This is a genomic window from Micromonospora sp. NPDC050200 (genome assembly GCF_040656135.1).
Taxonomy (GTDB): domain Bacteria; phylum Actinomycetota; class Actinomycetes; order Mycobacteriales; family Micromonosporaceae; genus Micromonospora.
The window spans coordinates 61,997-84,027 of record NZ_JBFALG010000020.1; the positions used below are offsets into that span (position 1 = coordinate 61,997).

The following is a 22,031-nucleotide window of genomic DNA, read 5'->3' on the forward strand; positions in this document are numbered from 1 at the left end:
GTCGGGTACGTGGGCTGCGACACGCGAGGAGTGCCACATGACCGTCACCGTTCCCGACGTGATTGTCCGCTACTACCAGTTGACCGGCGGACCCGACATCGACGCCTTTGTTTCCTGCTTCACCGACGACGCGATCGTCGCCGATGAGGACCGGACCTACGACGGCCCGGCGGCGATCCGGGCCTGGCGCGAGCGGACCGCGGCCGAGTTCGACTACAAGTCCGTACCGGAGACGGTCGAGGAGGAGGCCGGTGGCAACCTGGTGGTGACGGCGCTCGTCTCCGGCACGTTTCCGGGCAGCCCGGTCCGGCTGCGCCACCGCTTCACACTTCGCGATGGTCTGATCGGCGCACTGGACATCCGGCCGTAGGACGGATTCCCTGGTACGCCTGCTGACGGGTGCCGGCGGCGCCCCGATCACGACCTGTCGGTCGCCTCGGTGGCCAGGCGGTTGCGGACCCCGCGGCGAGCGCGCCGTACGTTAGTCCGGCAGGCCAGCGCAGGCGGCTCCGTCGATGGTGCAGGCTTTGGGGGCTGAGTTGATCGACGCCCCCGATACCCGGAAGGTGACCCGGACCGAGGCGTCGCCCGGTATCTGTCCCGTGCTCTCATCCGGTACGAAGGTCCACGTCGCGCCCGCGCGGGTGGCCCGGGCGCCGGTAATCGAAGTGATGTCGAGCGACTCCCGAGGCAGCGTGATGATGAGCTGCCAGTGCATCGCCTCGGTCTGTCCGGCGTTGCTGATCGTCACGCTGGCGCCGTAGCTGAGTAGAGCAGGCTCCTCGATTGCGAAGGTGGCGCGCAGCATGGCCGGGGTGGTCGGCGCCGTCGCCGCTGACGGCCCATGCGTGGCCGGCGGGGCGACCGGGAGGGCCCCCGGCGGGGCCGACCCGGTCGCCGTGGGCGTTGTCTCCGGTGGGCTGGAGGCTGCCGGCCTGGCCTCCGAGCCGGGTCCACCGAACCCGGCGGTTGTCGGCAGATCGGCCTCCGGCGGTGGGTCGAGGGCGACGGGGGCCAGCCGTTCCGGCGTCCGTAGCACCAGGACCGCGGAGACCGCAGTCGCGACCAGCACCGTCAGCACCGCAATCACGGCGACCCGGGCGAGCCAGGACAGGCGGCCGAGGCCGGTGAGGGTGCGCCGGGCGTATCCGGCCACGGCCACGATCCGGTCGAGCACAATGATCACCACAGTCCGCCGTGGCTGGGGCGGTGATGCCGACATTTGCTGTTCCCCTTCAGATCCTCCACCAGACACCTCCCCGTACCCCGTCCCAGATCACCCGGTCACAGCGCGTGGAGCTGGGCGAGGATTGCCTGGAGCAGCTCCCGGAACGGCGGCTCGGACAGCGCCGGCGGCACGTGCGTCTCGATCAACCCGGCCTCCAACAGATCACCGAGCAGCACCCGAACGCTACCCAACGGCAGGTCCAGCTGCGCGCCGAGTTCCGCCGACGACGTCCGGACCGAGGCGTCCGTCCAGGTCGGAGTGCGGGCCACCGATCGGCACTCCGGTCGGGGGCTCCGCCGAGCGGAGCCCGGACCCCAGTTCGAATCGGTTCCGCCGCTCGATCAGCCGACGGACGGTGCGGGCCCAGGTTGCGAGCAGGGCGGGCACCGTGATGAGGCCGAGCCCCAGCACCGCACCGGTGCGCACGACCACCAGGGCCGCGCCGGGTGTGGCACGCTTGCCGCTGCTGCGGGCGGTCGCCTTCAGGAACTCCTGCAGCCCGGTCAGCGCCGGGTCGGCTGCCGTCCGCCAGTCCTCCGCGGTGACGACGCGTCCGCCATCCCCGGCGCGGAGCAGCTCGTCTTCCCGTGACAGCAGGCCCGCGAAGCGGGGACCCTCCACCAGCGTCCGGTAGCGATTCCGGTCGCCCGCCGGCAGCCCGGCGGCGGCCTCGCCGCGGGCGTACCGCTGGTTGCTGACCAGCTCAGCGAGGCGTCGGCGGTCGTCGGCGGTGATCCGGCCGCGGGCCAGGACGTTGGTGAGCAGGGTGTCCTCCCGGGCCAGCAGCTCACGGGCGCGGGCCAGCGCGACGATCGCCCGGGTGTCGGCGGCCAGCTCGCTGTGCCGGACGCCCCATTCCGGGCCGTACACGGTGAAGGCGGTGTCGATCAGCCGGTCGTAGCCGGCGACTGCGTGGACCCGGCCGGCGTCCGCCCCGGCCCGGAGGTCGTCCAGCCCGCCCAGCTGCCGGACCAGCGCGTCGGCCCGCTCCCGAACCACCCCGGTGGTGAGCAGCCCGAGGTCGTCGCCGGCGGCGGAGGCGCGCAACCTGGCGACCGCCCCGTCGGTGCCGCCGCGTGCTCCGGTCAGCGCGGTACCCACCCGTTCGCCCCCTGCCACGCGGTGAGCGGTGAGCCGGCGCTCGGCCTGAAGATTGAGGATCAGTCGGTCGGTGGGTTGGCCGAGGGCGTGGGCCAGGGCCCGTACCCGGAGCAGGTCGACCGCGTCGCGGCCCGTCAGGTACGCCGCGTACGACCAGAGCGCGATCAGGACAATCGCCAGCGCGGTGAGCTGAGCCCAGACCCTTTGGTCACCGGTCCGGGTTTCGTTCACGACGCGGGCCGTTCCGGCCAGGGTCGCTCTGCCGGGTGGCGCGACCGGTCGGCCAGGATGGTCCGCAGCAGGGCCAGTAGCTCCGCCCGGTTGGCGCAGTTGAGCCGGGACCGCATCCGCGCCACGTGGTGCTCGACGGTCTTGGCGGAGATGAAGAGCCGGTCGCCGATCTCCCGGTAGGTCAATCCAGCCAGCACCAGCTCGGCCACCTCCCGCTCCCGATCGCTGAGCCGGTGCGATCCAGGATTGGCGACGGCGTCGGTGGATGCGGGCCGCTGCCCGGCTTTGGCCCCTACCGGCCGGCCCTGAAGCATCCGGGCGCAGTCGAGCAGCGTGGTCATCGCGCGCCGGTCTGAAGTGCGGATCGCGGCCTGCCCGGCGAGCCTGGCAGCGTCCCAGCACAGCCCGGCGTCGTGCAGCCCGCGGGCGGCAGCCTCCACCCGGACCGGGTCGACGACCCCGCGCAGCACGTCGACCCAGCTGGTGGCGGCTGCGGCGACCACGGCCGCGTACCGGTTGTGGTCCGCGGCGGCGAGCAGGGCGGCCACGTGGTCGTCGGCGTGCGCCGGGTCCTCGGCGATGATCGCCGCGTGCAGTTCGCTCCAGTGCAGCGGCGTTCCCCACAGCGGCGGGTCGCCGAGCCGGGCCAGCAGCAGGCGCGCCTCCCGAAGGTACGGCTCCAGCCGGGTCAGGTCGCCCAGCCTGGCCCCCGCGATCGCCAGCTCGCCCAGCGGCAGCAGGGTGAACAGATCGACCGGGTGGCGGACCAGGGCTTCCAGCGCGTGCCCCCATCCGCGCTGGAGCGCGCCAAGGTCGCTGTTGCGCCGGGCGATCCCCAACTCGAGCGCGGAGGCGAAGAGCAGGTCCCGCGATTCGAGCGGCCGACCGCTGCCGGTCACCGTGGCGAGCTGGTCGGCCGCGACGGCCGTACGGCCGCGGACCATCGCGATCCAAGCCTGCAACAACCGGTGGCGCCTGGCCATCAGGGGTCCGCCGGTCCCGCTGGTGGCGGCGCGGTCGAGCACCCGATCGGCGATGTCCAGTTCGCCGCAGTGCACGCCGGTCAACGCGGCGAGCGCCGCCGGGCTGTCCGGCAGGAGCACCGCCCGGCCGGCTGGTTCCAGCAGCGCGGCCGCCTGCACGAGGGTGGAAAGCGCGGTGGTAGGTGGGCCGGCGATGCTGTCGCGTATCCCGTCGGCCATCAGCTGGGCGGCGCTGGCATGCAGGGTGGGTGGTTCACCCGCACAGATGTCACTCGGCGGATCCCCCTCGTCGGCCGGGCGGCCGACGGCGAGCGCGCCGATGGCGGCGAAGGCTGTCGCTGAGGCGCCGCCCGACCACCGGTACAGCTCGATGCTGCGACCGGCCTGGCCGCGGTGCGCCAGCGCCGTCGCGACGACCACCGCTGCCTGCAGCCGGTCGTCCGGGGCGGCCGTGGCGAGCAGCCGATCCGCCAGCCGGAGGGCGGCGTCCAGGTCGCCGGCGAGGGCTGCGGCGACCGCCTGCCGGACGGCGGCCGGCCGCCCGGCGGCCGTGGCCGCCGCGAACAGTTCCGCCGCGAGGGCCGGCTCGCCGGCCAGCGCCTCCTCGGCCGCGGCCGCCAGCGTCGGTGCCGGACAGTCGCCGGTCACTCCGGCCGCCATCAACGAGCGGACCAGCGGGAGTACCTGCCCACCCCGGGCGAGCTGCAGCTCGGTGAGCCGGTGCCACACCGCGCCGCGCTCAATGGCGGGGCTCAGCGCCGTCACCGCCCGCCGCACGATCGGCGCGAGCCGACCGTCCGCGCCGAGCAGGCCGGCCGCCCGGGTCGCGGCGATCAGCTCGTGCACGTCACCCGGCTCCCGGTCGAGCAGCGCCCGGAGCAGGTCTACCGGCAGTGGTACGCCGGCGGCGACGGCGAGCAGCAGCCGCCGGACGTCGGGGGTCAGGTCCTCCAGTTCCGGTGCGAACGGGAGAATGACCGGTGAGGGCAGCTCGGCCGTGACGCCTGAGCCGTTCTCCTGCGCCTGCAGACCGCGGGCCAGTCGCTCGACGTCGCGGGGAACGCCGGCGGTCTGGTTGTGCACGAAGTCGACCAGGTCGGGCCGTCGGTCGATCTCCGGCACGGCCGCGAGGTAGGCGGCGGTCTGCTCCCGTCCGAACGGGGTGAGCAGGACCAGATACCCGTCCCGCCGGAGCGCGTCGGCCAGGTCGACCAGCGCCACCGGCCGGGGCCATGGCCGGTACCCGACAGCCAGGCGGTACCGGCGGGTGGCCACCAGGCCGCGCAGCGCCTGGAGCCGGGCGTCGTCGAGCAGGTGCGCGTCGTCGACCAACAGGACGGCGTCCGGGTGAACCGCGTCGGGATCGTCCGGGGCGCCTTCCAGCACGGTGATCCCGGCCCGCCGGTAGATCCGGGCCAGTTCTTGGAGGTACGCGCTGCGGCCGTGGCCGCCCGGGCCTGTCACGCCGAGCGCGAGCGGCACTTCCGGATCCGTGGCGACCGCGTCGAGCAGGGCCTGCGGCCCACGGTCCAGTACCAGCCGGGACTCGGCGACACTGCTCATGATCATGGTGGTCATCCTTCGCGCTTCCTGGCGCGGGCCGGTGCCAGACGAGACGGCCTCGGCAGTTCCGGCGGGGCGATCCGGACCGGGGGACGGGGTGGTGGTTCGCTCCGGCTCGGACGGTCATGGTCAGGTCCAGGCTGCGCTGCAACGGCCGGCACGGCGGCCAGTCCGACGCCACCGATCGGGGTGGGCCCGATGTCCGGCTCCGGGTGCCGAGGACGCGGCGACACCACCTGGCAGGCGGCCAGCGCCGCGCCGGCGGCGGCGGTCAGTTGCGGATCGGGTTCCACCTCCACCGGTACCGGGAAGGCCGCGGCCAGTAGCTCGGCGACCAGCGGGATACGGGTGGAGCCGCCGTCGAGCAGGACGCCGTCGAGCTGCGCAGGCAGCAGCCCGGCGGAGTGGACTGCCCGGGCCAGCAGGTTGACGGTCGCTTGCACGGCCGGCCGGATCATGTCCTCGAATCGCACTCGGCTCACCGGCACCCGGACCGGCGCGTTCGGCAGGGCCATCAACAGGTCCGTCTCCGTGCCGACGGTCAGCTCGCGCTTGGCCCGCTCGCACTCCGGCAGCAGGCCGCGCAGCGTGGCGTCGGTCTGCCGGGGTCCCAGCGCGGCGAGTTCCTGGGCGAGCGTGGTACGCGCGTGCTCGGCCAACGCCTCGTCGAAGTCAGCGCCGCCGATCCAGTCCAGCCCCTGCGGGAAGCCGAAGGTCTCGTACGTCCCGCGCGGGGTGCGGCGGACCAGTGCCGCCTCGAAGGTGTTGCCGCCCAGGGCGTAGACGGCCGCCACGCTGCCCGGGAAGCCCCGCGCCGCGTGGCTCTCGGCCACGGTGACCGTGCGGGGGAGCAGTGTCACGTTGCCCAGGCCCAACTGCCACAGCGCGTCGTGCAGCAGCTCGCGCCGGTGTCGACCCCAGCCCGCCGGGTGGCTGAGCACGACTGCCTCGGCAGACCCACCCTCCCGGTCGAGGACCTGTTCCACGACCCACGCCGCCAGTACGGCAGTCAGCATCTGCGGCGGGCACGCCTCCCCGGCGAGCAGCAGGGGCACGTCGTCGCCGACTCGGCGGACGAAGCCGCGTGCGGTCCGGGTCCCGTCCTCTGCGACGGACTCGCCGACCACGAGCGTCCCGTCCGCAGAGAGGTGCAGCGCCGACGGTACGGTCGCCGACGAGCCCCCCAGAGCGACTACCTCGGGTCGCATCCAGGTCGCACCCCGCCGCCGCGCCACGGTGGCCGCGGTGTTGGTGCTTCCGATGTCGATCCCCAGGACGTACGCCATCCGCATTCTTCCTTCACCGTGAGTCGGCCGGTCGGGGCAGAGGTGCCGGCACCGCGCGGCGACCCACCCCCGGCGAAACCCCGTGGGCTCCTACGTTCGTACCAGAGATCGCTGCGGCATCAGGTCCCTAAATCTGGCCGGTCCGGGTCCCCCAATCCCCCTAACGGGCGAGACTGTCGCCACCCTAGTTCGGCGGGGCGGGTTTCGGGCTGAACCCCGATGACCGGGCGTGGTCCGCCGTCATAGCGTCGTTTCAGACGATCAATGGTCGCTGAGGCCTACGCCCGAGGAGAACCAGCACATGGACCAGACCCTGCACGACTTCGTGCTCAACCTGCTGACGGACCCCGACGCCAGGTCGGCGTTCGACCTCGACCCGGAGGGCGCGCTCCAAGCCGCCGGGCTCACCGACATCACCGCCACCGACGTGCAGGACGTGGTCCCGCTGGTAGTCGACTACGCCCCGGTCAACGGGCTCGCGCCGGTGGCTCCGGTGACCGGGCAACTCGGAGCCGACCCGCTGATGGCCGACACCACCGATGTGGTCGGTCAGCTCCAGTCCGTGGCGCAGCAGATCAACATCAGCAGCTCCTACTCCGGCGTGGACGTCAACGCCGGCGTACTCGGCGCCATCGCCGTCGACCCGGGGAGCGTTGCCGTCGGTGCGACGGTGCTGCCCGGGATCGGTCTGGGTATCGGGTCGAGCGGAATCGACGCCGACCTGACCGGCGTGCACGACGTGGCGCACACCCTCGACGCCGACGTGGTGGGCCCGGTGGGCACCGTGACCGGGCCGGTGGTCGGCGACGTGGCCGGCGCCGCCGGCTACCCGGACGCCCTGCTCGACAGCACCGACGCCGGCCTGCTCGGCACCCCGGACGCTCTGCTCGGCGGCACGCTTCCCGGCGCCCAGGGCCAGGTCGGCGCAGTCGTGGACTCGCTCGGCGTCGACGACACCCTGGGCGGGCTCGGCCTCGGCGGCGGCGTGGTCCCGCCCCTCGACGTGCCGTCCACGATCGGCGGTGTGACGCAGCAGGTGGACAGCCTCGTCCCCGGCGTCACCGGCACGGTCGGCGGCAGCGTGACCGGTGACGTCACCGGCGGTGCGTCAGGCGACGCCAGCGTCCACGGCGATGTGTCCGGATCGGCCGGCGGCGGGCTGCTGGGTCTCAGCGACGGTCTGTTCTGACCAGGGTCCGGCGGAGGCGGAAAGCCGGATCGCCACGGGCGATCCGGCTTTCTCCGTGCCCCGGCTCGCATTGCCTCTTGAAAATTGACCCGAAATCCGCACACTTGGTGCGGTGATGGCGGGGATCTGGCTGGATGTGCTCGACGAGGTCGCCCGCACGTGCCGCGAGCACGGGCGGGCGGACCTCCTTCAGGGGGTCCGGCAGAAGCGGGCCCAGCTGCTCGACCCGAGGCTGCGCGTCCTGGTCGTCGGCGAACCGAAGCAGGGCAAGAGCCAGCTCGTGAACGCGATTGTGAACGCGCCGGTGTGCCCGGTCGGCGACGGCCGCACCACCGTCCTGCCGACTGTGGTGCAGCACGCGGAGGTCGCGTCGGCCACGGTGGTCCAGGCGGCGTTTGTTCCCGACCGGCGCGCCGGCATCGCCGTCCCGTTGGCCGTCGAACGGGCCCCGGTACCGCTGGACCAGATCGCGGCCGGGGTGGCCGGCACCCTTGGGCGCCGGCCCGCCGGCGGCCCGGCGTACGTCGAGATCGGACTGCCGCGCGCGCTGCTCGGCGCCGGACTCGTGCTGGTGGACACGCCGGGCAACGACGAGGTCGCGCTGGTCGGCGCCGCCGCCCCGGCCGCCGCTCTCCACCACGCCGACGCGGTGTTGCTCGTCTCCGACTCGACCCGGGAACTCTCGGTCGCCGAGCTGAACATTCTGCTGCACCTCACCCGGTCGCACCCGAACGTCGTGGTGGTACAAACCAAGACCGACCTGGTGCCCGACTGGCGCACGGTCGCCGAGCACAATCGGCGGCACCTGACCGAGGCCGGGATATCGGCGGCGCTGATCCCGGTCTCGGCGGCGTTGCGCCTGCGCGCGGCGGTCGCCGACGACCACGGGGTCAACGCGGAGTCCGGTTTCCCGCTGCTGATCGCCCGCCTGCAGCGGGACCTGACCGGCAAGGCCGACGTGCTGGCCCGAGCCTCGGTCGGAATGATCGCCCGCACCGCGGTGGAGCAGCTCGCCGCGCCGCTGCGCGCCGAGCTGGACAGCCAGGGTGCGGAGGAACAGTCCGGCCCGATCTCCCGGTTGCACGCGGCCCAGCGGGAGGTCGACGAGCTGCGCCGCTGCTCCACCCGGTGGCAGAACACGCTCGCCGACGAGATGGCCGACCTGCTCTCCGACATCGAGTACGACCTGCGCGACCGAACCCGGCAGATCCTGCGAATGGTCGACGAGGCGTTCGACACAGCCGACCCGCTGGTCGCCTGGGACGCCTTCCAGGAGTGGCTGCAGCGCAGCCTGGTCGAGGCGGTGGAGGCGAACCACGAGTGGTTGGCCCAGCGCTGCGACTGGGCCGCCCGGCGAGTGGCCGGCAACTTCGCCCGGTATGGCTATGACCTGCTGCCGCCATTGCCGACGACGGTGCCGGAGGATCTCTTGGATCGGCTCCCGGAAATCGAGCGGCCGACCGTCGACCGGTTCACGGTGAGCCAAAAAATGATCACCGGCATGAAGGGTTCCTATGGTGGCCTGCTGATGTTCGGCCTGGCGATGACGCTGGCCGGTATGCCGATGATCAACCCCGTCTCGATCGGCGCCGGCGCGCTCTTCGGCGGCAAGAGCATCCGGGACGAGAGCAAGCAACTGCTCCGCCGCCGCCAGGCGACCGTCAAGACAGCGATCCAGCGACACGTCGACGACTTCTTCGTCCGGATGAACAAGGACTGCCGGGACACCACCCGGCAGGTGCAGCGGATGCTCCGGGACCATTTCGCCGCGCTGACCGAAGAGTTGCAGGAGGCCATCGTCCAGTCGTTCCGCACCGCCAAACAGGCCGCCGACACCGAAGCGGCCGTGCGCGACCAGCGCCAACGCGAGATCCGGGTGACGATGACCCGGTTGGCCGCCGTCTATGAGCAGGCCCAGCAGTTGACCGCCCCCCGGCCCGCGCCGGCGAGGCTGGAGCCCCGGGCATGACAGTTGGCCTGCAGTTGGACGAGGCGGTGTGGGGACTGTTGCACCAAGCCCTGCAGCTCTATCGGGACAACCCCAGGGCCACGGGTCACCTCCGGCATCAGCTGGCCCGGCTGGAGCAACCGCTGCGCATCGCGATCGCCGGTCCGTGGCGGTCCGGCAAGTCGACCGTACTGAACGCGATCATGGGCGAGGAGGTCGCGCCCGTCGACGGCCCGGACGGCGCCGGCGTTTTCACCTGGTACGAGGACGGTCCGCAGCCGCGCGCCACCGCCTACTCGATCAGCCACCCGCCGCAAGAGCTGACGGTAGTGAAGTCGGCAACCGGGATGCGGGCGGACCTCGTCGGCTGGCGGGCGGGCGAGCTGCGCGACATCGTGGTGCAATGGCCCACCCGAGCCCTGCGGCAGGTGACCCTGATCGACACGCCGGCGACCAACGGCGCCGGCGAGCACGGCCAGACGCCCGTCATGGACCGGGCGCTGCGAGAAGCGGACGCGGTGCTGTACCTGACCCGCGACGGCCGCGACAGCGACCTCACCGTACTGGAGTCCACCCGAGAAGGCCGGGTTGGGCAGGCCGCTCCAGTGAACGTGATCCTGGTGCTGTCCCGGGTCGACGAAACCAGCGGCGGACGGATCGACGCACTGCTCACCGCCCGCCAGCTCGCCCGACGGCAGTACCGCGACCCCCGGGTCAACGCGCTCTGCATGAACGTTGTGGCGTGCAGCGGGCTGATCGGCTTGGCCGGGCGGGTGCTCAGCGAGTCGGACTTCGCCGCGCTCGCGCAGCTGTCCCGGCTGTCCCGTGAGGAGTTGGAGGCGCACCTGCTCTCCGCCGATCGCTTCCTCCGCGACGAGCTGCCGATACCGCTGGACGTCCAGGTACGCGCGGCGCTGCTGGACCGGCTCGGCCTCTCCGGCGTCCGGCTGGCGACCACCCTCGTCCGGACCGGCTGCGACAGCCGGGGCAAGCTTGCCGGCGAACTCATCCGACGCAGCGGCCTGACCGAGCTGCGCGAGTCGATGAACCGCTTCTTCGTCGACCGGCGGGACACTCTCAAGGTGCGCTCGGCGCTGGCCGCAGTGGAAGCCCTCCTGCAGGCCGAACCCGGCCCGGGCACCGGCGAGCTGCTCAGCGCGGTGGAGCAGATCATCGCCGGTGCGCACGAGTTCCCGGAGCTGCGCCTGCTCGCGGCGCTGAGGAACGCACGGCTCGAGTTCGACGCCGGGCTGACCGCGGAGGCGCTGCGGCTGGTCGGCGGCGATGGGGCGGGCCTGGCGACCCGCCTCGGCGTCGAGCACGACGCCAGCGTCCAACGGCTCTGGGAGGTCGCCTCCGACGCGCAATGGCGATGGCGGGAACTCGCGGAGGATCCCTTGCTCCGGCTGGCCCAGCGGCGCGCCGCGCAGGTCGTCGTCCGCAGCTGTGAGGGAATACTCGCCGAGCTGGCCGAGGCAGGCCGGGAAATGTAGCTCCATCTCCGTCGGGCGAAGTCGGAGTAGGCGGCGTACCTGCACCCTCGGGGCTCTGCCCTCTGTTTCCGCGCAGCCTGACTCGCCTGACCGACCTGATCCGCGTCCGCCGGAAGACGCTCGACGGCCGTTGGCTCCGGCCCGGGCCGGCTCCCGAACTCGACGTGCTCACGCCGCGCGAGCGAGAAGTGCTCGCGCTTGTCGCTGCCGGTCTGTCATCAAAGCACCCGTCGATCGCTACCTCGCCGTGTTCGAGAAGGGGCACCCTCGACGACGAGGACCCCGTGCCGGCAGGCTCATATGCCTGACTAAAGTCAGGTACATGAACTCTGAGTTCGTCGCTGCGGTGCGACGGTTCAACCGGACGGTCACCCAACGGGTGGGAGCACTCGACGACGAGTACATGGCCCGTGGACGCCCCCTCGCGCAGGCACGTCTGCTGTGGGAAATCGGCCCCGGCGGCGCCGAGGTCGCGGCGCTACGCGCGCGGCTCGGGCTGGACTCCGGATACCTCAGCCGGCTCCTGCGTACCCTCGAAAGCGACGGGCTCATCACCGTCGGGCCGGCCGACCAGGCCGGCGGCGACGCACGGGTACGGGCCGCCGCACTCACTGACATCGGCCGGGCCGAGTGGGCTGAGCTCGACAAGCGCTCCGACACGTTCGCCTGGTCGATCCTCGAGCCGCTCACCGAGCAACGCCGCGAACGGCTCGTCGCGGCGATGGCCGAGGTCGAGCGACTGCTCATCGCGTCGATGGTCACCATCGAGCCCTGCCCGCCTGGCGACCCACGGGCCCGGGCATGCGTGCGCGCCTACGCCCGAGACGTCGCGATGCGGTTCGGCGACGGGTTCGACCCGGCACTGAGCAACCCGGTGCACGACGAGGAACTCGTCCCGCCCGCCGGCGTGTTCCTGCTCGCCACCCTCAACGCCGAGCCCGTCGGCTGCGGCGCGGTCAAGCTCCACCACGACGCACCCGCCGAGATCAAGCGCGTCTGGGTGTCCGACACGGTGCGCGGACTCGGGATCGGCCGGCGCATGCTGAGCGAACTGGAACGATACGCCACCGAGCGTGGCTGGACAGCCGTCCGCCTGGACACCAATCGCCACCTCACCGAGGCGATCGCGATGTACCGCTCGACCGGCTACCGCGAGATCGAGGCGTACAACACCGAGCACTACGCCCACCACTGGTTCGAGAAGCACCTGGCGCCGTGACGGCGCACCTGGCGGGCCGGCCGGTTGCGCGGCGCTACTGGCCGGCCCGCCCACCGCGACCACCAAGCCCACCGCCGCCGCCTGGACGCGCCCCAGCCGCTGCCGCTTGCCGCTCTGGGGCCGTCACGCCTGGCGCCCACCGGTTCGGCGCCGAGAGCGGGGAGCCGGGAGGGCTGCCGCGGAACAACGGACCGTTGAAGGTGGCGGTCGTGGGCCGGCAGCCGGCCCGGGCCGCGCGGCCCGGACCCGCGCGGCGTAGCTGAGTGCACGTCGGCGGCATCGGCGAGCGGGGAGGCCGTGACCAGAGGGTTCCACGGGGTCGCCGCCGTGACCGCAACGGTCGGGACATTTGTCTGCCTGGTCCGGGGCGAGCCCGTTCCGGTTTGTTTCGGGTTCATCGGGCGATCACCCCAACCGCCTAGCCTCCGGCCTTGTTGATCGCGACATGCCAAGGAGCTGGGCTTGCTAGTCAAACGAAAACTCGGCATCACGCTGACATCGGTCGCTGCGCTGATCTTGTCGGCGGGGCTCTCCACCGCGGCGGGCGCGGTCGCTGGGGAGCTTCAGCGGATCACCCCGCCGGTCGATGCGAATCACCCGCCCCAGGATCGCCTGGTCCTCGCCGTGATCGGGGACTACGGCGGCTGCGGCGCTGACCGGACCTGCGCCGAGGAGTACCAGGTCGCGGACATGGTCCACTCCTGGAACCCAGAAGCCATCCTCACCACCGGCGACAACACGTACCAGCAGGGCCTACCCGAGGAGGTTGTCAAGGCCCAGGCGCCGTACAAGGCGGATATCGACGCCGGCAAGCTGTTCCCCATCATGGGGAACCACGACTACGGCAACGGCTGCTCGCCGGAGAGCGTCCGGCCGAGCCTGGACTACTTCAAGGTTCCGGCCGCCTTCGTCGCCGGCCTCGGCAACGGACTGCTCGACTTCGTCAACCCCGACGCCAACTGCCAGACGGCGACGGGCAGCTCGAAGCCGCCGATCTACGACGCGTACCGCAACACGCTCACGAACAGCTCGGCCGCCTGGAAGGTCGTCGGCGGCCACCAGCCGATCTACTCCTCCGGCAAGGCCGGCAACAACCTGGACCGCTCCTGGCTGATGACGCCGGGCGTGGATCTGATCCTCGCCGGCCACGATCACCACGCGGAGCACATCGAGACGGCCGACGGCTACAACATCGCCATCTCCGGCAACGGCGGCGCCGGACTGACCCCGCTGTTCGGCGTCGCGCCGGGCAGCAAGTTCCGCGATGCCACGCACTTCGGGGCGATGCGGCTGACAGTGACCCCGGACTCGCTGAAGGCGGAGTATCTGTCCCTGCCAGGCACCGTCGACTACTACTTCCTGCTGAAGAAGGACGCGCAGGGCCGGGCGTACCTGGCCGAGCGGTCAGACTGGGTCGACCCTGACCCGGGCCCGGGCGGAAGCCCGATCCCGAACCGGTACACGGTCTCGTTCGACGTCGCGGCGGACAAGGCCGACGGGCTGACCTACAAGAACTACGAGGACGCCCCGTTCGTGACGACCGAGGTCGACGGCCGCCGGGCGTTGGAGCTGCAGAAAAATCCCTTCGGCGGCGCCAACCAGCTCTACATGTTCGTCGACGACGCGGCGATCTCCGGCGGGCCGTACCCGGTGAAGGCCACGATCAGCTACCGCTCTCCGGTCACGGGCTCGTTCGCCGTCCAGTACGACTCGCAGCAGAGCGGCTCGGCCTACCAGCGTTCGACGGCGGTGACGATCGGCGCCGGCCAGGCGAACCAGTGGCAGACGGCGACCGTCGACATCCCCGACATCCGGTTCACCAATCGGCAGAACGGTGGCGCGGACCTGCGGCTGAACGCGGTTGCCAACCTTCCGCTCGCCATCTCGGCGGTGCGCATCGACGTGGTGCCACCGGCTCCCCCGGTGACCCGGGTCTCGATGGACTTCTCCGCTGAGCCCGACGGGCTGACCTGGATTCCGTACGAGAGCGGCCCCGCGCACGAGATCGTCGTCGACGGTCGGCGCGCCCTGCAGATCGACAGGAACACGTTCAACTCCGGCAACAACCTCTACCTCGCCGTCGACGACCGCTACCTCACCGGCGGCCCGTACGACGCCACCGCGACCATCGAGTACCGCTCCCCGGTCGCCGGCTCGTTCGTCCTCCACTACGACTCGGCGGCCACCGGGTCGGCGTATCACAGCACGACCCGCGTGAGCATCACCGCCGCGATGGTCAACACCTGGCAAACCGTGACACTCGACCTGCCACAGGTGATGTTCCGGAATCGGCAGAACGGCAACGCCGACATGCGGATCGTGGGCGCAAACAACCTGCCCCTCATCATCGGCTCGATGAGCGTGCAACTAGCCGATAATCAGGCGCAGCTGCTGAAGGCGGCGCAGGACGCGGTCGCCGCCGCCGAGGCCAACCCGTCGGCGGAGACGATCACGGCCGCCGAAACGGCCATCGCGAAGGTCACCGAACCTACGCAGGTCGCGGCGCTGAACCAACGGCTGGCGGTCGTGAAACTCCTCGTCCAGGCCCGCGACCTGCTCGACCGGATCGCCGCAACCGAGCTGGACAACGCCGATCAGATCGACTCCGCCGTCACCGACCTCGCTGAAGCGACGGCGATCGTGGATCAGTTGCCGGCCGACCGGCAGGGTGACCTGCCGGAGCAGGTCGGTGCGGCGAAGCGCGGGATCGCCGACGCTCTCGCCCGGTTCTTCGCGAAGCCCGCCGAGGGAAAGCCGGGACCGATCAAGGGGCCCTGGCTGGACCTGGTCATCTCCGACACCTACGACCGGTTCGGTGAGACCGACCTGCACGACCGGGTGCTGTCGATCGTGCGTAGCTACGCCACCGGCTGGCAGGTCACCATCGCCATCGACGACTTCCTCGCCTCCCGGTAGACGGGAACAGTTCCGCCTCGGTTCGGGGCGGCGTCGCACCGCCGGCGCCGCCCCGAACCACCCGACGCCCCAGCCGCTCTGGTGCTACGACCGCCCGCTTGATGCGCCCCACGTTTGCCGGACAGCTGATCAGCAACCAATTGGTGCTGCAGGCTGGCGATTCAGCAACTCGTTCGCGGGCCTGTTGTGGCGTCCGGTGGTCGAGTCCTGAGCGGCGTCTGCGGGAATTGTAGCGGCGTGGCCAGGGTCAGCGCCGACGCCGAGGCGCGCACCAACCGGTTGGCCGGCCTGACACGCATCGGCATCGACGAACTGTCCTACAAAAGGGTCGGTGTCACCGTCTCCAATTCCGAGGAGCGCCTCGCCGTTGAGCTCCCCTTTGGCGACTGATCAATTGCCCGGCTTGTAGCTCCGCTCGATATGCCCCTTGAGGTCATCCGGATAGAAATAGACGGGCCGGAGGTTGCCGCTCGCGTAGCGTTCGGCCTGGTCGTTGAAGTGCGGCGAGTCGGGATGCCCGCTCTCGCCCCCCGCCGTTACCGCCCAGGCGCGCAGCCTCGGCCCGAACTCCACGACCGCCACGAAGCTGTTGCCGCTGGTGCCGTAATAGCGCTTCGTTCCCGGCCAGCGCTTCGCCCCGAACGAGGCGAGGGAGCCCCATTGCGCGGAGGTGAAAGGCACCGGGATGCTCGGCTTGGCATCGTCGAACGTCTGGACGATCGCGCCGTCGTTGCGCTGAAAACGGTTGATCTCGCCCCAGGCCACCTGCCAGCTGCCGAAATCCTGCGTCAGCCGCTCCGCCGCCGACTCGAGCGCCGTGAGCCGCTGCGCGTCAGTGGCGCGCTCGGCCAGGTAATCCCACATCGACATGCCCGCGTCTCTCGCCGCCTGGGCCAAGGGCGTCCAGAGCGCCTCGCCCCAGAACACGGCCAGCGAAGTCGCGGTCGAACCCGCGCCCCAGCGATAGTCCCAGCCGCGCAGCAGGCCAATCGGCCCGGCGAGCTTCGCCTTCTGCTGGTCGCCCTCGGGCAGCTTGTCCCACGCCGCGACGAGCCCCGGCACGAGCCGGGCGAAGGCGGTGAGGTAGGAATCGAAGGCGGCTGCGATCAGTGTCTGCGGGGTGAAGTCGCTCCGCGCGGTCAGCACCCGGATTGCCTGCGGCCCACGCGGGTTCTCGCCGGCCCGGTCGAAATAGCGCGGATAGTCGGCGGCCTTGGGGCTGTCCGCGCCGGCCGCAGTCCAGGGCCAGTTGTTCGTGTTGAACGCCCAGCCATTCTTCGGATTCACCGCCTGAGGCAGACTCTCGAGGCTGTGCAGCCCGCGCCAGTCGGTCTCCGGATCGCTGCCGTCGACGGGCTTGAGATAGTCGAAGCGATCGTCACGGACCGGCATGAACTGCGGCATCAGGAAGGCGATCTCGCCCTTCGAGTCCGCGAAGAGCGTGTTGTTCGAGCTGTTGGCCTTGAGGCCCGCCACCTGGAGGAAGTCCGCATAGTCCCGCGTCTTGGTGCGCAGGAAGCTCTGTTGCAGCGCCTCGACGGGCCTGTTCATCAGCGCGAACGCAATCCACTTGCCGTCCGCCTCGCGCACGATCGGGCCGTGGTGTGTGGCGAAGGTGGTGAAGCTGCGCTGCGCCCGCCCGCCATCCGCAGTGCGATAGGACAACGTGATCGTCTTCGTCGTCACCGGCCGCAGCGCGTTGTCGTAGCGGTAGGAGTGGCTGCCATCCGCCCCGGTCACGATCGTCTCGGCGAACTCATCGACATTGTCGACGCCGCTTGACGTGTGCATCCAGCCCGTGTTCGCGTTGAAGCCCTGGTAGATGAAGAACTGCCCCCAGGTGGCGGCGCCATAGGCATTGAGCCCTTCGCCGCTCGTCACCTGCTGCTCGGAGCGGAAGAAGAAGCTGGTGTGCGGGTTGATCAGCAGCAGCGCATGGCCGTCCCGTGTGTGACTCGGCGCGATCGCCATGCCGTTCGAGCCCTTGGGCTCGCGGAACAGCAGCCCACGCTCCTCATCGGTCATCGCCACCGCACGCTTGTCGTAGAAGGCCTCGAGCTGGGTGAGCGGCACCCGCTCGATGTCGCCGCCGATGCTGCCTTCGGAGAAGCTCAGCGCCATCCACGGCTCGAACCGATTGATCACGCGCGGATGCACCTCGGGGTGCGTCGCGAGATAATAGTTCAGCCCGTCCGCCCAGGCCTGCATCAGCTCGCGCAACCAGGCCGGGCTCTTCGCATGATCCCCCTTCAGCAGCTCGGGATCGACGAACAGCCGCTGGCGCAGGTCCTGCCAGATCGCACTCTCGCCCTCGGCCTCGGCGAGGCGGCCGAGGCTCACCAGATAGTTGCGTTCGATCCGGTTGAAGTCGTCCTCGGCCTGGGCGTACATCATCCCGAACACCGCATCGGCGTCGGTCCTGCCCTCCACATGCGCGACGCCCCAGACGTCACGGGTGATCGTCACGTGCGCCGCTTGCTTGCGCCAACGGGCGAGATCGGGCGCGGATTGCGCGGAAGCGGCGGACGCGCCGCCGGATGGCAGCCCCGCCGCGACAGCTGCGGCTCCAGCGGCCAGTCCGGCTGCTCCGCCTAGGATGCGGCGCCGGCTCAGCCCTTCATTCTGCGCGTGGTTCATGAGTTGGTCCACCTTTCTCGGGGGTCAAGGGATCGTGCGGGGTTTACGCGATCTGTGCGGTGGTGGGGCACCCCCACCACCGTTCGCTGGCGTTCACGACGGCCGATTCGTGCCGCGGAGACAATCCGTCTCCGCACCGCTACTGCCAGGTCACCTTGCTGAATCCGCCGTGTTGTATTCCGATGCGTCGATGCGATTGCCGGGTCACGGATTCCGAACACTCCCGGGTCGGTCCCTACCGGACAGACGTGGCCTTGATGCCGACCGCTCGTGTGCCAAGCTGGGCTGGACGTGGCGACGCGGTCGGATGGCTGGTCGGTGGCGGGATGGCCGCCGTTCGGCCAGGGGGCGGCAACGATCATCGCCGCCTCCCGGGCCGCTCGGTCATCAACCTGCTCTAAGATGGGTACCACTCGCTCTGGCGCATGGCAATAGAGATCAACAGGTATTTGACGTGCGAGACATGCTCGTGACAATCGAGGTCCATCGCGAGGGAAATATTCTGGTTTGGACCTAAAAAGGAGTCAGCTCAAGCGCGTGGGAAGGCGCGAGTCGGGGGCGTAATCCCGACGCCCTGGCCGGCGATCTCGACCGAGTTGAGGTTGCCGAAGCCTGGCGGAGCGGGCCGGCTGGAAGCATCCCCTGCGCACCGGCATGGTAGAGGTGGCCTGATGTTCGATGCTGCTCATCGCCTCGGACTCAGTGGAACACTCGATGCGCCACCGAGGGGAACGCGCCCATGGGCAGGTTTACCCGGTCATCGTCGGGCGGGGCGACGCTGATGAGGCGGGTTCTGCGGTGGACGATCCCACCGCCGGAGCCCGGCCCCCCGACTGGATCGGCGACGCGGACATGCTCTCCGCTTCCAGCCGGTCGCTGCATCCCCCGCTGGGTGTGCGGCGATATCTCCTCGGCACGTCCTTCCGCAACGAGCAACGACCCCGACGAGTCAACCAACCGGCTCCACCCAACCCCGGCGAACATCACCTGTGGTGGACGGGGTGACGGTGCTGACCGTGCCGGCCTGAGCCGGTGCGGCCGACGGCGGGGTGGGCGCGTGATTACCAGGCGCAGGGTGCGTAGTCCTTCAGGAAGCAGCCGTACAGGTCTTCGCCCTGTTCGCCGCGGACGATCGGGTCGTACACGCGGGCCGCGCCGTCGACCAGGTCCAGCGGGGCGTGGAAGCCGGCGTCCGCCAGCCGCATCTTCGTCGGGTGCGGCCGCTCGTCCGTGATCCAGCCGGTGTCGACGCTGGTCATCAGGATGCCGTCGGCCAGCATTTCCTGGGCGCTGGTCCGGGTCAGCATGTTCAGCGCGGCCTTGGCCATGTTGGTGTGCGGGTGCCCCGGCCCCTTGTAGCCGCGGGCGAACTGGCCCTCCATCGCGGACACGTTCACCACGTACTTGCGGCGGGCGGTCGCCGCGGCCATCGCCGGTCGCAGCCGGCTGACCAGCACGAACGGCGCGGTCACGTTGCACAGCTGCACCTCGAGCAGCTCGACCGGGTTCACCTCGTGCACCCGCTGCACCCAGCTGTTGACCGGGTCGAGGTCTGGCACCAGACCGCCGGCGTCGATGGCCGTGGCGGCCGCGATCCGTTCCGGCGAGGCGGAGCCGCTGGTCAGCGCCAGCGCGGTGAGCGCGTGCGGGGTGATCGCGGGCGACTGCGGCGAGGCGTTCAGGCTGCCCGCCGGGTCGCCCCGGCCGGCCGGTTTGGCGAACGTGATCATCTCCGGTAGCGGGCCGTCCGGCAGGGCCGCCGCCTCCGCGGCGACGAGCTGCGCGTACGCCCCGGGCGTGCGGCGGACGGTCTGCGCCGCGTTGTTGATCAGGATGTCGAGTGGTCCCTGGCCGCTGACCGAGTCAGCGAGGGCGATCACCTGGGCCGGGTCGCGCAGGTCGATCCCGACGATCCGCAGGCGGTGCAGCCAGTCCCCGCTGTCCGGCATTGCCGCGAATCGGCGGACCGCGTCGTGCGGAAACCGGGTGGTCACCGTGGTGTGCGCGCCGTCGCGCAGCAGCCGCAGCGCGATGTACATGCCGATCTTCGCCCGGCCGCCGGTGAGCAGCGCGCGCCGGCCGGTCAGGTCGGTGCGGGCGTTCCGGCGCTCCCGGTTGAGCGCGGCGCAGGGCGGGCAGAGCTGATGGTAGAAGGCGTCCACCTCGCGGTAGCGCTGCTTGCAGACGTAGCAGCCGCGCGGATTGTGCAGGAAGCCGGCCGTGGCACCCACGGTGGGGGAGGCGAGCGGGATGCCCTGGGTCTCGTCGTCGATCCGGCCCGGGGCGCCGGTGGCGGTGGCCGCCGTCACCGCGCGGTCGGCCGCCGTGATGGCGTCCCGCCGTTCCTCGCGGCGCCGCTGCTTGATCATCTTGTAGAGCTTCGCGGTGGCCCGCTGCACCCGCACCACGTCGGGGTGATCGGGAGGCAGGTCCTCCAACGCCTCAAAGACGCTGAGACAGGTCTCCAGCCGGCTCCGGTCAATGCCGTAGTGACCGGTTTCCGTAATGTTGTCCGCCGTCATGCCGTCGATGTCTCGTCCCGTTTCCTGCGCCGGATCTACCCGGCCCACCCCAAGTCCGACCCGGAACTGTACGCACCGCACGGCCTCCGACGCATCCCGCACCTGTTCATCACCCCGAAGACCGTCGAGGCCGACCTCGCCCGGGCCTGCGGAAACCGTGCATCTCCCACCGCGCCCCAGGTCGGGGCGGCCATGGGCAGGCCGCCGGTCCCGAACCCCATATCGCAGATCAGGCAGGCTTTTGAGGCCAGCCAGGATCATCGCTTGACCGCCGCCGCTCGGCTGTGACCTCCGTTACCTCCCGGTCGATCGGGAATCAGATCACCGGATCGGGATTTGGAGCCAGATATGACTCCCGCACCATTCCCGGCCCGGCTGCGCAACGACCGGTCGGAGACCACCCGATGACCGCCCCCGTCGACGCCCCTGAGGGTTCGGCCGCCCCGCTGATGCCGGGTGACCTGATGAGCCCCCGACAACGCCTGCGGCTCGTCCTCGTGCTCGGATCGCTGATCGCGGTGGGTCCGCTGACCATCGACATGTACCTGCCCGCGCTTCCCGCGATTGTCGCCGATTTCCAGACCACGTCAGCGGCGGTCCAACTGACCCTGACCGGCACGCTGGCGGGCCTCGCCGTCGGCCAGTTGCTGATCGGCCCGCTGTCCGACGCTGTCGGTCGGCGGACGCCGCTGATCGCCGGCATCGCGCTGCACGTCGTGGCGTCGGTGCTCTGTGTCGTCGCACCGAACATCGCGGTTCTCGGTGGATTGCGGGTGGTGCAGGGCCTCGGCGTCGCAGCGGCCTCGGTGGTCGCGATGGCCGTGGTCCGCGACCTGTTCAGCGGTGCGGCCTTCGCCAAGTTGCTCTCCCGGCTGCTGCTGGTCATGGGGGCGGCGCCGATCCTCGCTCCGACCCTCGGTGGTGGGCTGCTGCGCTGGACGGACTGGCGCGGCGTGTTCGTGGCCCTGGCCGCCTTCGGTGTGGTGCTCGTCGTGGTCGCCGCGATCGGCCTCCGCGAGACGCTGCCAACCGATCGGCGCCGGCGCGGCGGGGTGGTCGCGACAATGATCGTGTACGGCTCGCTGCTGCGGGACCGTACATTCGTGGGCCTGGTTCTGGTCGCCGGGCTGGCCATGGCGGCGTTGTTCGCCTACGTGGCCGGTTCGTCGTTCGTCCTGCAGCAGCAGTACGGGCTGGATGAGCAGCAGTTCGGGCTGGCCTTCGGCGCGGGCGCGGTCGGGCTGATCGCGGCGACCCAGTTCAACGTACGGCTGCTGCGTCGTCACTCGCCGCAGCGGATTCTCGTCGCCGCCCTGGGAGTGGGGACCGGGGCCGGGTTGGCGCTACTCGCCTTCGCCGCGACCGGGCTCGGTGGGCTGCCGAGCCTGCTGGTGTCGTTGTGGGTGGTGCTCGCGGCGGCGGGCCTTGCGATGCCGAACGCGCCGGCCCTGGCCCTGTCCCGGCACGGGGAAGCGGCCGGTACGGCGTCCGCTCTGCTCGGCGCCGTGCAGTTCGGGGTCGGCGCGTTGGCCGCGCCCCTGGTGGGCGTGCTGGGTACCGGCGCGGTGGCCATGGCCCTCGTGGTTGCAGGTGGGATGGTGGCGGCGATGACCGTTCTGCTCGTGGTCGTGCGGCCGGCTCGGCTCGCCGACCTCGAGCCGGAAGCGGTGGTCGTGCCGGCGCATTGAGGATCGTTCGGAAAGGCGGCGAAGGCG

At 71.0% G+C, this 22,031-nt stretch carries 17 protein-coding genes; 10 read left to right on the plus strand and 7 right to left on the minus strand.

The window, feature by feature from the left end:
- Window positions 1–37: 37 nt before the first annotated feature.
- A complete protein-coding gene (locus AB0I41_RS15835; protein WP_357107269.1) occupies window positions 38–370 on the plus strand; it encodes a nuclear transport factor 2 family protein in 333 nt (110 codons plus the stop codon).
- A gap of 111 nt (window positions 371–481) precedes the next feature.
- On the opposite strand, the gene AB0I41_RS15840 is transcribed toward AB0I41_RS15835, so the two are convergent.
- From AB0I41_RS15840 to AB0I41_RS15860, 5 genes are all read right to left on the minus strand, one after another.
- Complete coding sequence (locus tag AB0I41_RS15840; RefSeq protein ID WP_357107272.1) at window positions 482–1,186, minus strand: cellulose binding domain-containing protein; 705 nt, start codon at window positions 1,184–1,186, stop codon at window positions 482–484.
- A gap of 98 nt (window positions 1,187–1,284) precedes the next feature.
- Entirely contained in the window at window positions 1,285–1,419 is a 135-nt protein-coding gene (locus AB0I41_RS15845) for a hypothetical protein (protein WP_357107275.1), read from the minus strand.
- Window positions 1,412–2,560 carry a nitrate- and nitrite sensing domain-containing protein gene (locus AB0I41_RS15850; RefSeq protein ID WP_357107278.1) on the minus strand — a complete coding sequence of 383 codons (1,149 nt, stop codon included), beginning with the start codon at window positions 2,558–2,560 and terminating at the stop codon, window positions 1,412–1,414. The genes AB0I41_RS15845 and AB0I41_RS15850 overlap by 8 nt, the downstream gene beginning before the upstream one ends.
- Window positions 2,557–5,112 carry a helix-turn-helix transcriptional regulator gene (locus AB0I41_RS15855; protein WP_357107282.1) on the minus strand — a complete coding sequence of 852 codons (2,556 nt, stop codon included), beginning with the start codon at window positions 5,110–5,112 and terminating at the stop codon, window positions 2,557–2,559. Before AB0I41_RS15855 ends, AB0I41_RS15850 begins: the two co-directional genes overlap by 4 nt.
- A gap of 5 nt (window positions 5,113–5,117) precedes the next feature.
- Window positions 5,118–6,392 (minus strand): Hsp70 family protein, encoded by a 1,275-nt coding sequence (locus AB0I41_RS15860; protein ID WP_357107284.1) that lies wholly within the window; start codon window positions 6,390–6,392, stop codon window positions 5,118–5,120.
- Between the two features lie 301 nt (window positions 6,393–6,693).
- On the opposite strand from AB0I41_RS15860, the gene AB0I41_RS15865 reads away from it, so the two are divergent.
- The 6 genes from AB0I41_RS15865 (at window position 6,694) to AB0I41_RS15890 (ending at window position 15,547) form a co-directional block, all read left to right on the plus strand.
- Window positions 6,694–7,581 (plus strand): IniB N-terminal domain-containing protein, encoded by an 888-nt coding sequence (locus AB0I41_RS15865; protein ID WP_357107287.1) that lies wholly within the window; start codon window positions 6,694–6,696, stop codon window positions 7,579–7,581.
- A gap of 115 nt (window positions 7,582–7,696) precedes the next feature.
- The gene (locus tag AB0I41_RS15870; protein ID WP_357107290.1) at window positions 7,697–9,550 is read left to right on the plus strand and encodes a dynamin family protein; all 1,854 of its coding nucleotides are present in this window, start codon (window positions 7,697–7,699) and stop codon (window positions 9,548–9,550) included.
- The gene (locus AB0I41_RS15875) at window positions 9,547–11,022 is read left to right on the plus strand and encodes a dynamin family protein (protein WP_357107293.1); all 1,476 of its coding nucleotides are present in this window, start codon (window positions 9,547–9,549) and stop codon (window positions 11,020–11,022) included. Before AB0I41_RS15870 ends, AB0I41_RS15875 begins: the two co-directional genes overlap by 4 nt.
- A 322-nt stretch (window positions 11,023–11,344) precedes the next feature.
- Window positions 11,345–12,241: a helix-turn-helix domain-containing GNAT family N-acetyltransferase gene (locus AB0I41_RS15880; protein WP_357107296.1), complete on the plus strand. Its 897-nt coding sequence runs from the start codon at window positions 11,345–11,347 to the stop codon at window positions 12,239–12,241.
- Between the two features lie 462 nt (window positions 12,242–12,703).
- A complete protein-coding gene (locus tag AB0I41_RS15885; RefSeq protein WP_357107299.1) occupies window positions 12,704–15,157 on the plus strand; it encodes a metallophosphoesterase in 2,454 nt (817 codons plus the stop codon).
- A 237-nt stretch (window positions 15,158–15,394) separates the two neighbouring features.
- Window positions 15,395–15,547: a hypothetical protein gene (locus AB0I41_RS15890; protein ID WP_357107393.1), complete on the plus strand. Its 153-nt coding sequence runs from the start codon at window positions 15,395–15,397 to the stop codon at window positions 15,545–15,547.
- Here the strand turns inward: AB0I41_RS15890 and AB0I41_RS15895 are convergent, their stop codons facing one another.
- Entirely contained in the window at window positions 15,548–17,794 is a 2,247-nt protein-coding gene (locus tag AB0I41_RS15895; protein WP_357107302.1) for a penicillin acylase family protein, read from the minus strand. It abuts the gene before it with no gap.
- Window positions 17,795–18,472: 678 nt separating this feature from the next.
- Here AB0I41_RS15895 and AB0I41_RS15900 point away from each other — a divergent pair.
- On the plus strand, window positions 18,473–18,799 hold the full coding sequence (locus tag AB0I41_RS15900) for a hypothetical protein (protein ID WP_357107305.1): 327 nt from the start codon (window positions 18,473–18,475) through the stop codon (window positions 18,797–18,799).
- A 56-nt stretch (window positions 18,800–18,855) separates the two neighbouring features.
- Here the strand turns inward: AB0I41_RS15900 and AB0I41_RS15905 are convergent, their stop codons facing one another.
- Window positions 18,856–20,316, minus strand: coding sequence for an SDR family NAD(P)-dependent oxidoreductase (locus AB0I41_RS15905; RefSeq protein ID WP_357107308.1), 1,461 nt, complete (start codon window positions 20,314–20,316; stop codon window positions 18,856–18,858).
- Between AB0I41_RS15905 and AB0I41_RS15910 the strand changes: the two genes are divergently transcribed.
- Together AB0I41_RS15910 and AB0I41_RS15915 are read left to right on the plus strand one after the other, a co-directional pair.
- Window positions 20,284–20,604, plus strand: coding sequence for a hypothetical protein (locus AB0I41_RS15910; protein WP_357107311.1), 321 nt, complete (start codon window positions 20,284–20,286; stop codon window positions 20,602–20,604). The genes AB0I41_RS15905 and AB0I41_RS15910 overlap by 33 nt on opposite strands.
- Window positions 20,605–20,780: 176 nt before the next feature.
- Window positions 20,781–22,004, plus strand: a complete 1,224-nt coding sequence (locus AB0I41_RS15915) for a multidrug effflux MFS transporter (RefSeq protein ID WP_357107387.1) — start codon at window positions 20,781–20,783, stop codon at window positions 22,002–22,004.
- Window positions 22,005–22,031: the final 27 nt, after the last annotated feature.

What these genes read in the sequence shown, in the direction of transcription:
- AB0I41_RS15835 (WP_357107269.1), top strand. Translation starts at nt 38, where the DNA reads ATGACCGTCACCGTTCCCGACGTGATTGTCCGCTACTACCAGTTGACC.
- AB0I41_RS15855 (WP_357107282.1), bottom strand. Translation starts at nt 5,112, where the DNA reads ATGATCATGAGCAGTGTCGCCGAGTCCCGGCTGGTACTGGACCGTGGG.
- AB0I41_RS15860 (WP_357107284.1), bottom strand. Translation starts at nt 6,392, where the DNA reads ATGGCGTACGTCCTGGGGATCGACATCGGAAGCACCAACACCGCGGCC.
- AB0I41_RS15865 (WP_357107287.1), top strand. Translation starts at nt 6,694, where the DNA reads ATGGACCAGACCCTGCACGACTTCGTGCTCAACCTGCTGACGGACCCC.
- AB0I41_RS15870 (WP_357107290.1), top strand. Translation starts at nt 7,697, where the DNA reads ATGGCGGGGATCTGGCTGGATGTGCTCGACGAGGTCGCCCGCACGTGC.
- AB0I41_RS15875 (WP_357107293.1), top strand. Translation starts at nt 9,547, where the DNA reads ATGACAGTTGGCCTGCAGTTGGACGAGGCGGTGTGGGGACTGTTGCAC.
- AB0I41_RS15880 (WP_357107296.1), top strand. Translation starts at nt 11,345, where the DNA reads ATGAACTCTGAGTTCGTCGCTGCGGTGCGACGGTTCAACCGGACGGTC.
- AB0I41_RS15895 (WP_357107302.1), bottom strand. Translation starts at nt 17,794, where the DNA reads ATGAACCACGCGCAGAATGAAGGGCTGAGCCGGCGCCGCATCCTAGGC.
- AB0I41_RS15900 (WP_357107305.1), top strand. Translation starts at nt 18,473, where the DNA reads ATGCTGCTCATCGCCTCGGACTCAGTGGAACACTCGATGCGCCACCGA.
- AB0I41_RS15905 (WP_357107308.1), bottom strand. Translation starts at nt 20,316, where the DNA reads ATGACGGCGGACAACATTACGGAAACCGGTCACTACGGCATTGACCGG.
- AB0I41_RS15915 (WP_357107387.1), top strand. Translation starts at nt 20,781, where the DNA reads ATGAGCCCCCGACAACGCCTGCGGCTCGTCCTCGTGCTCGGATCGCTG.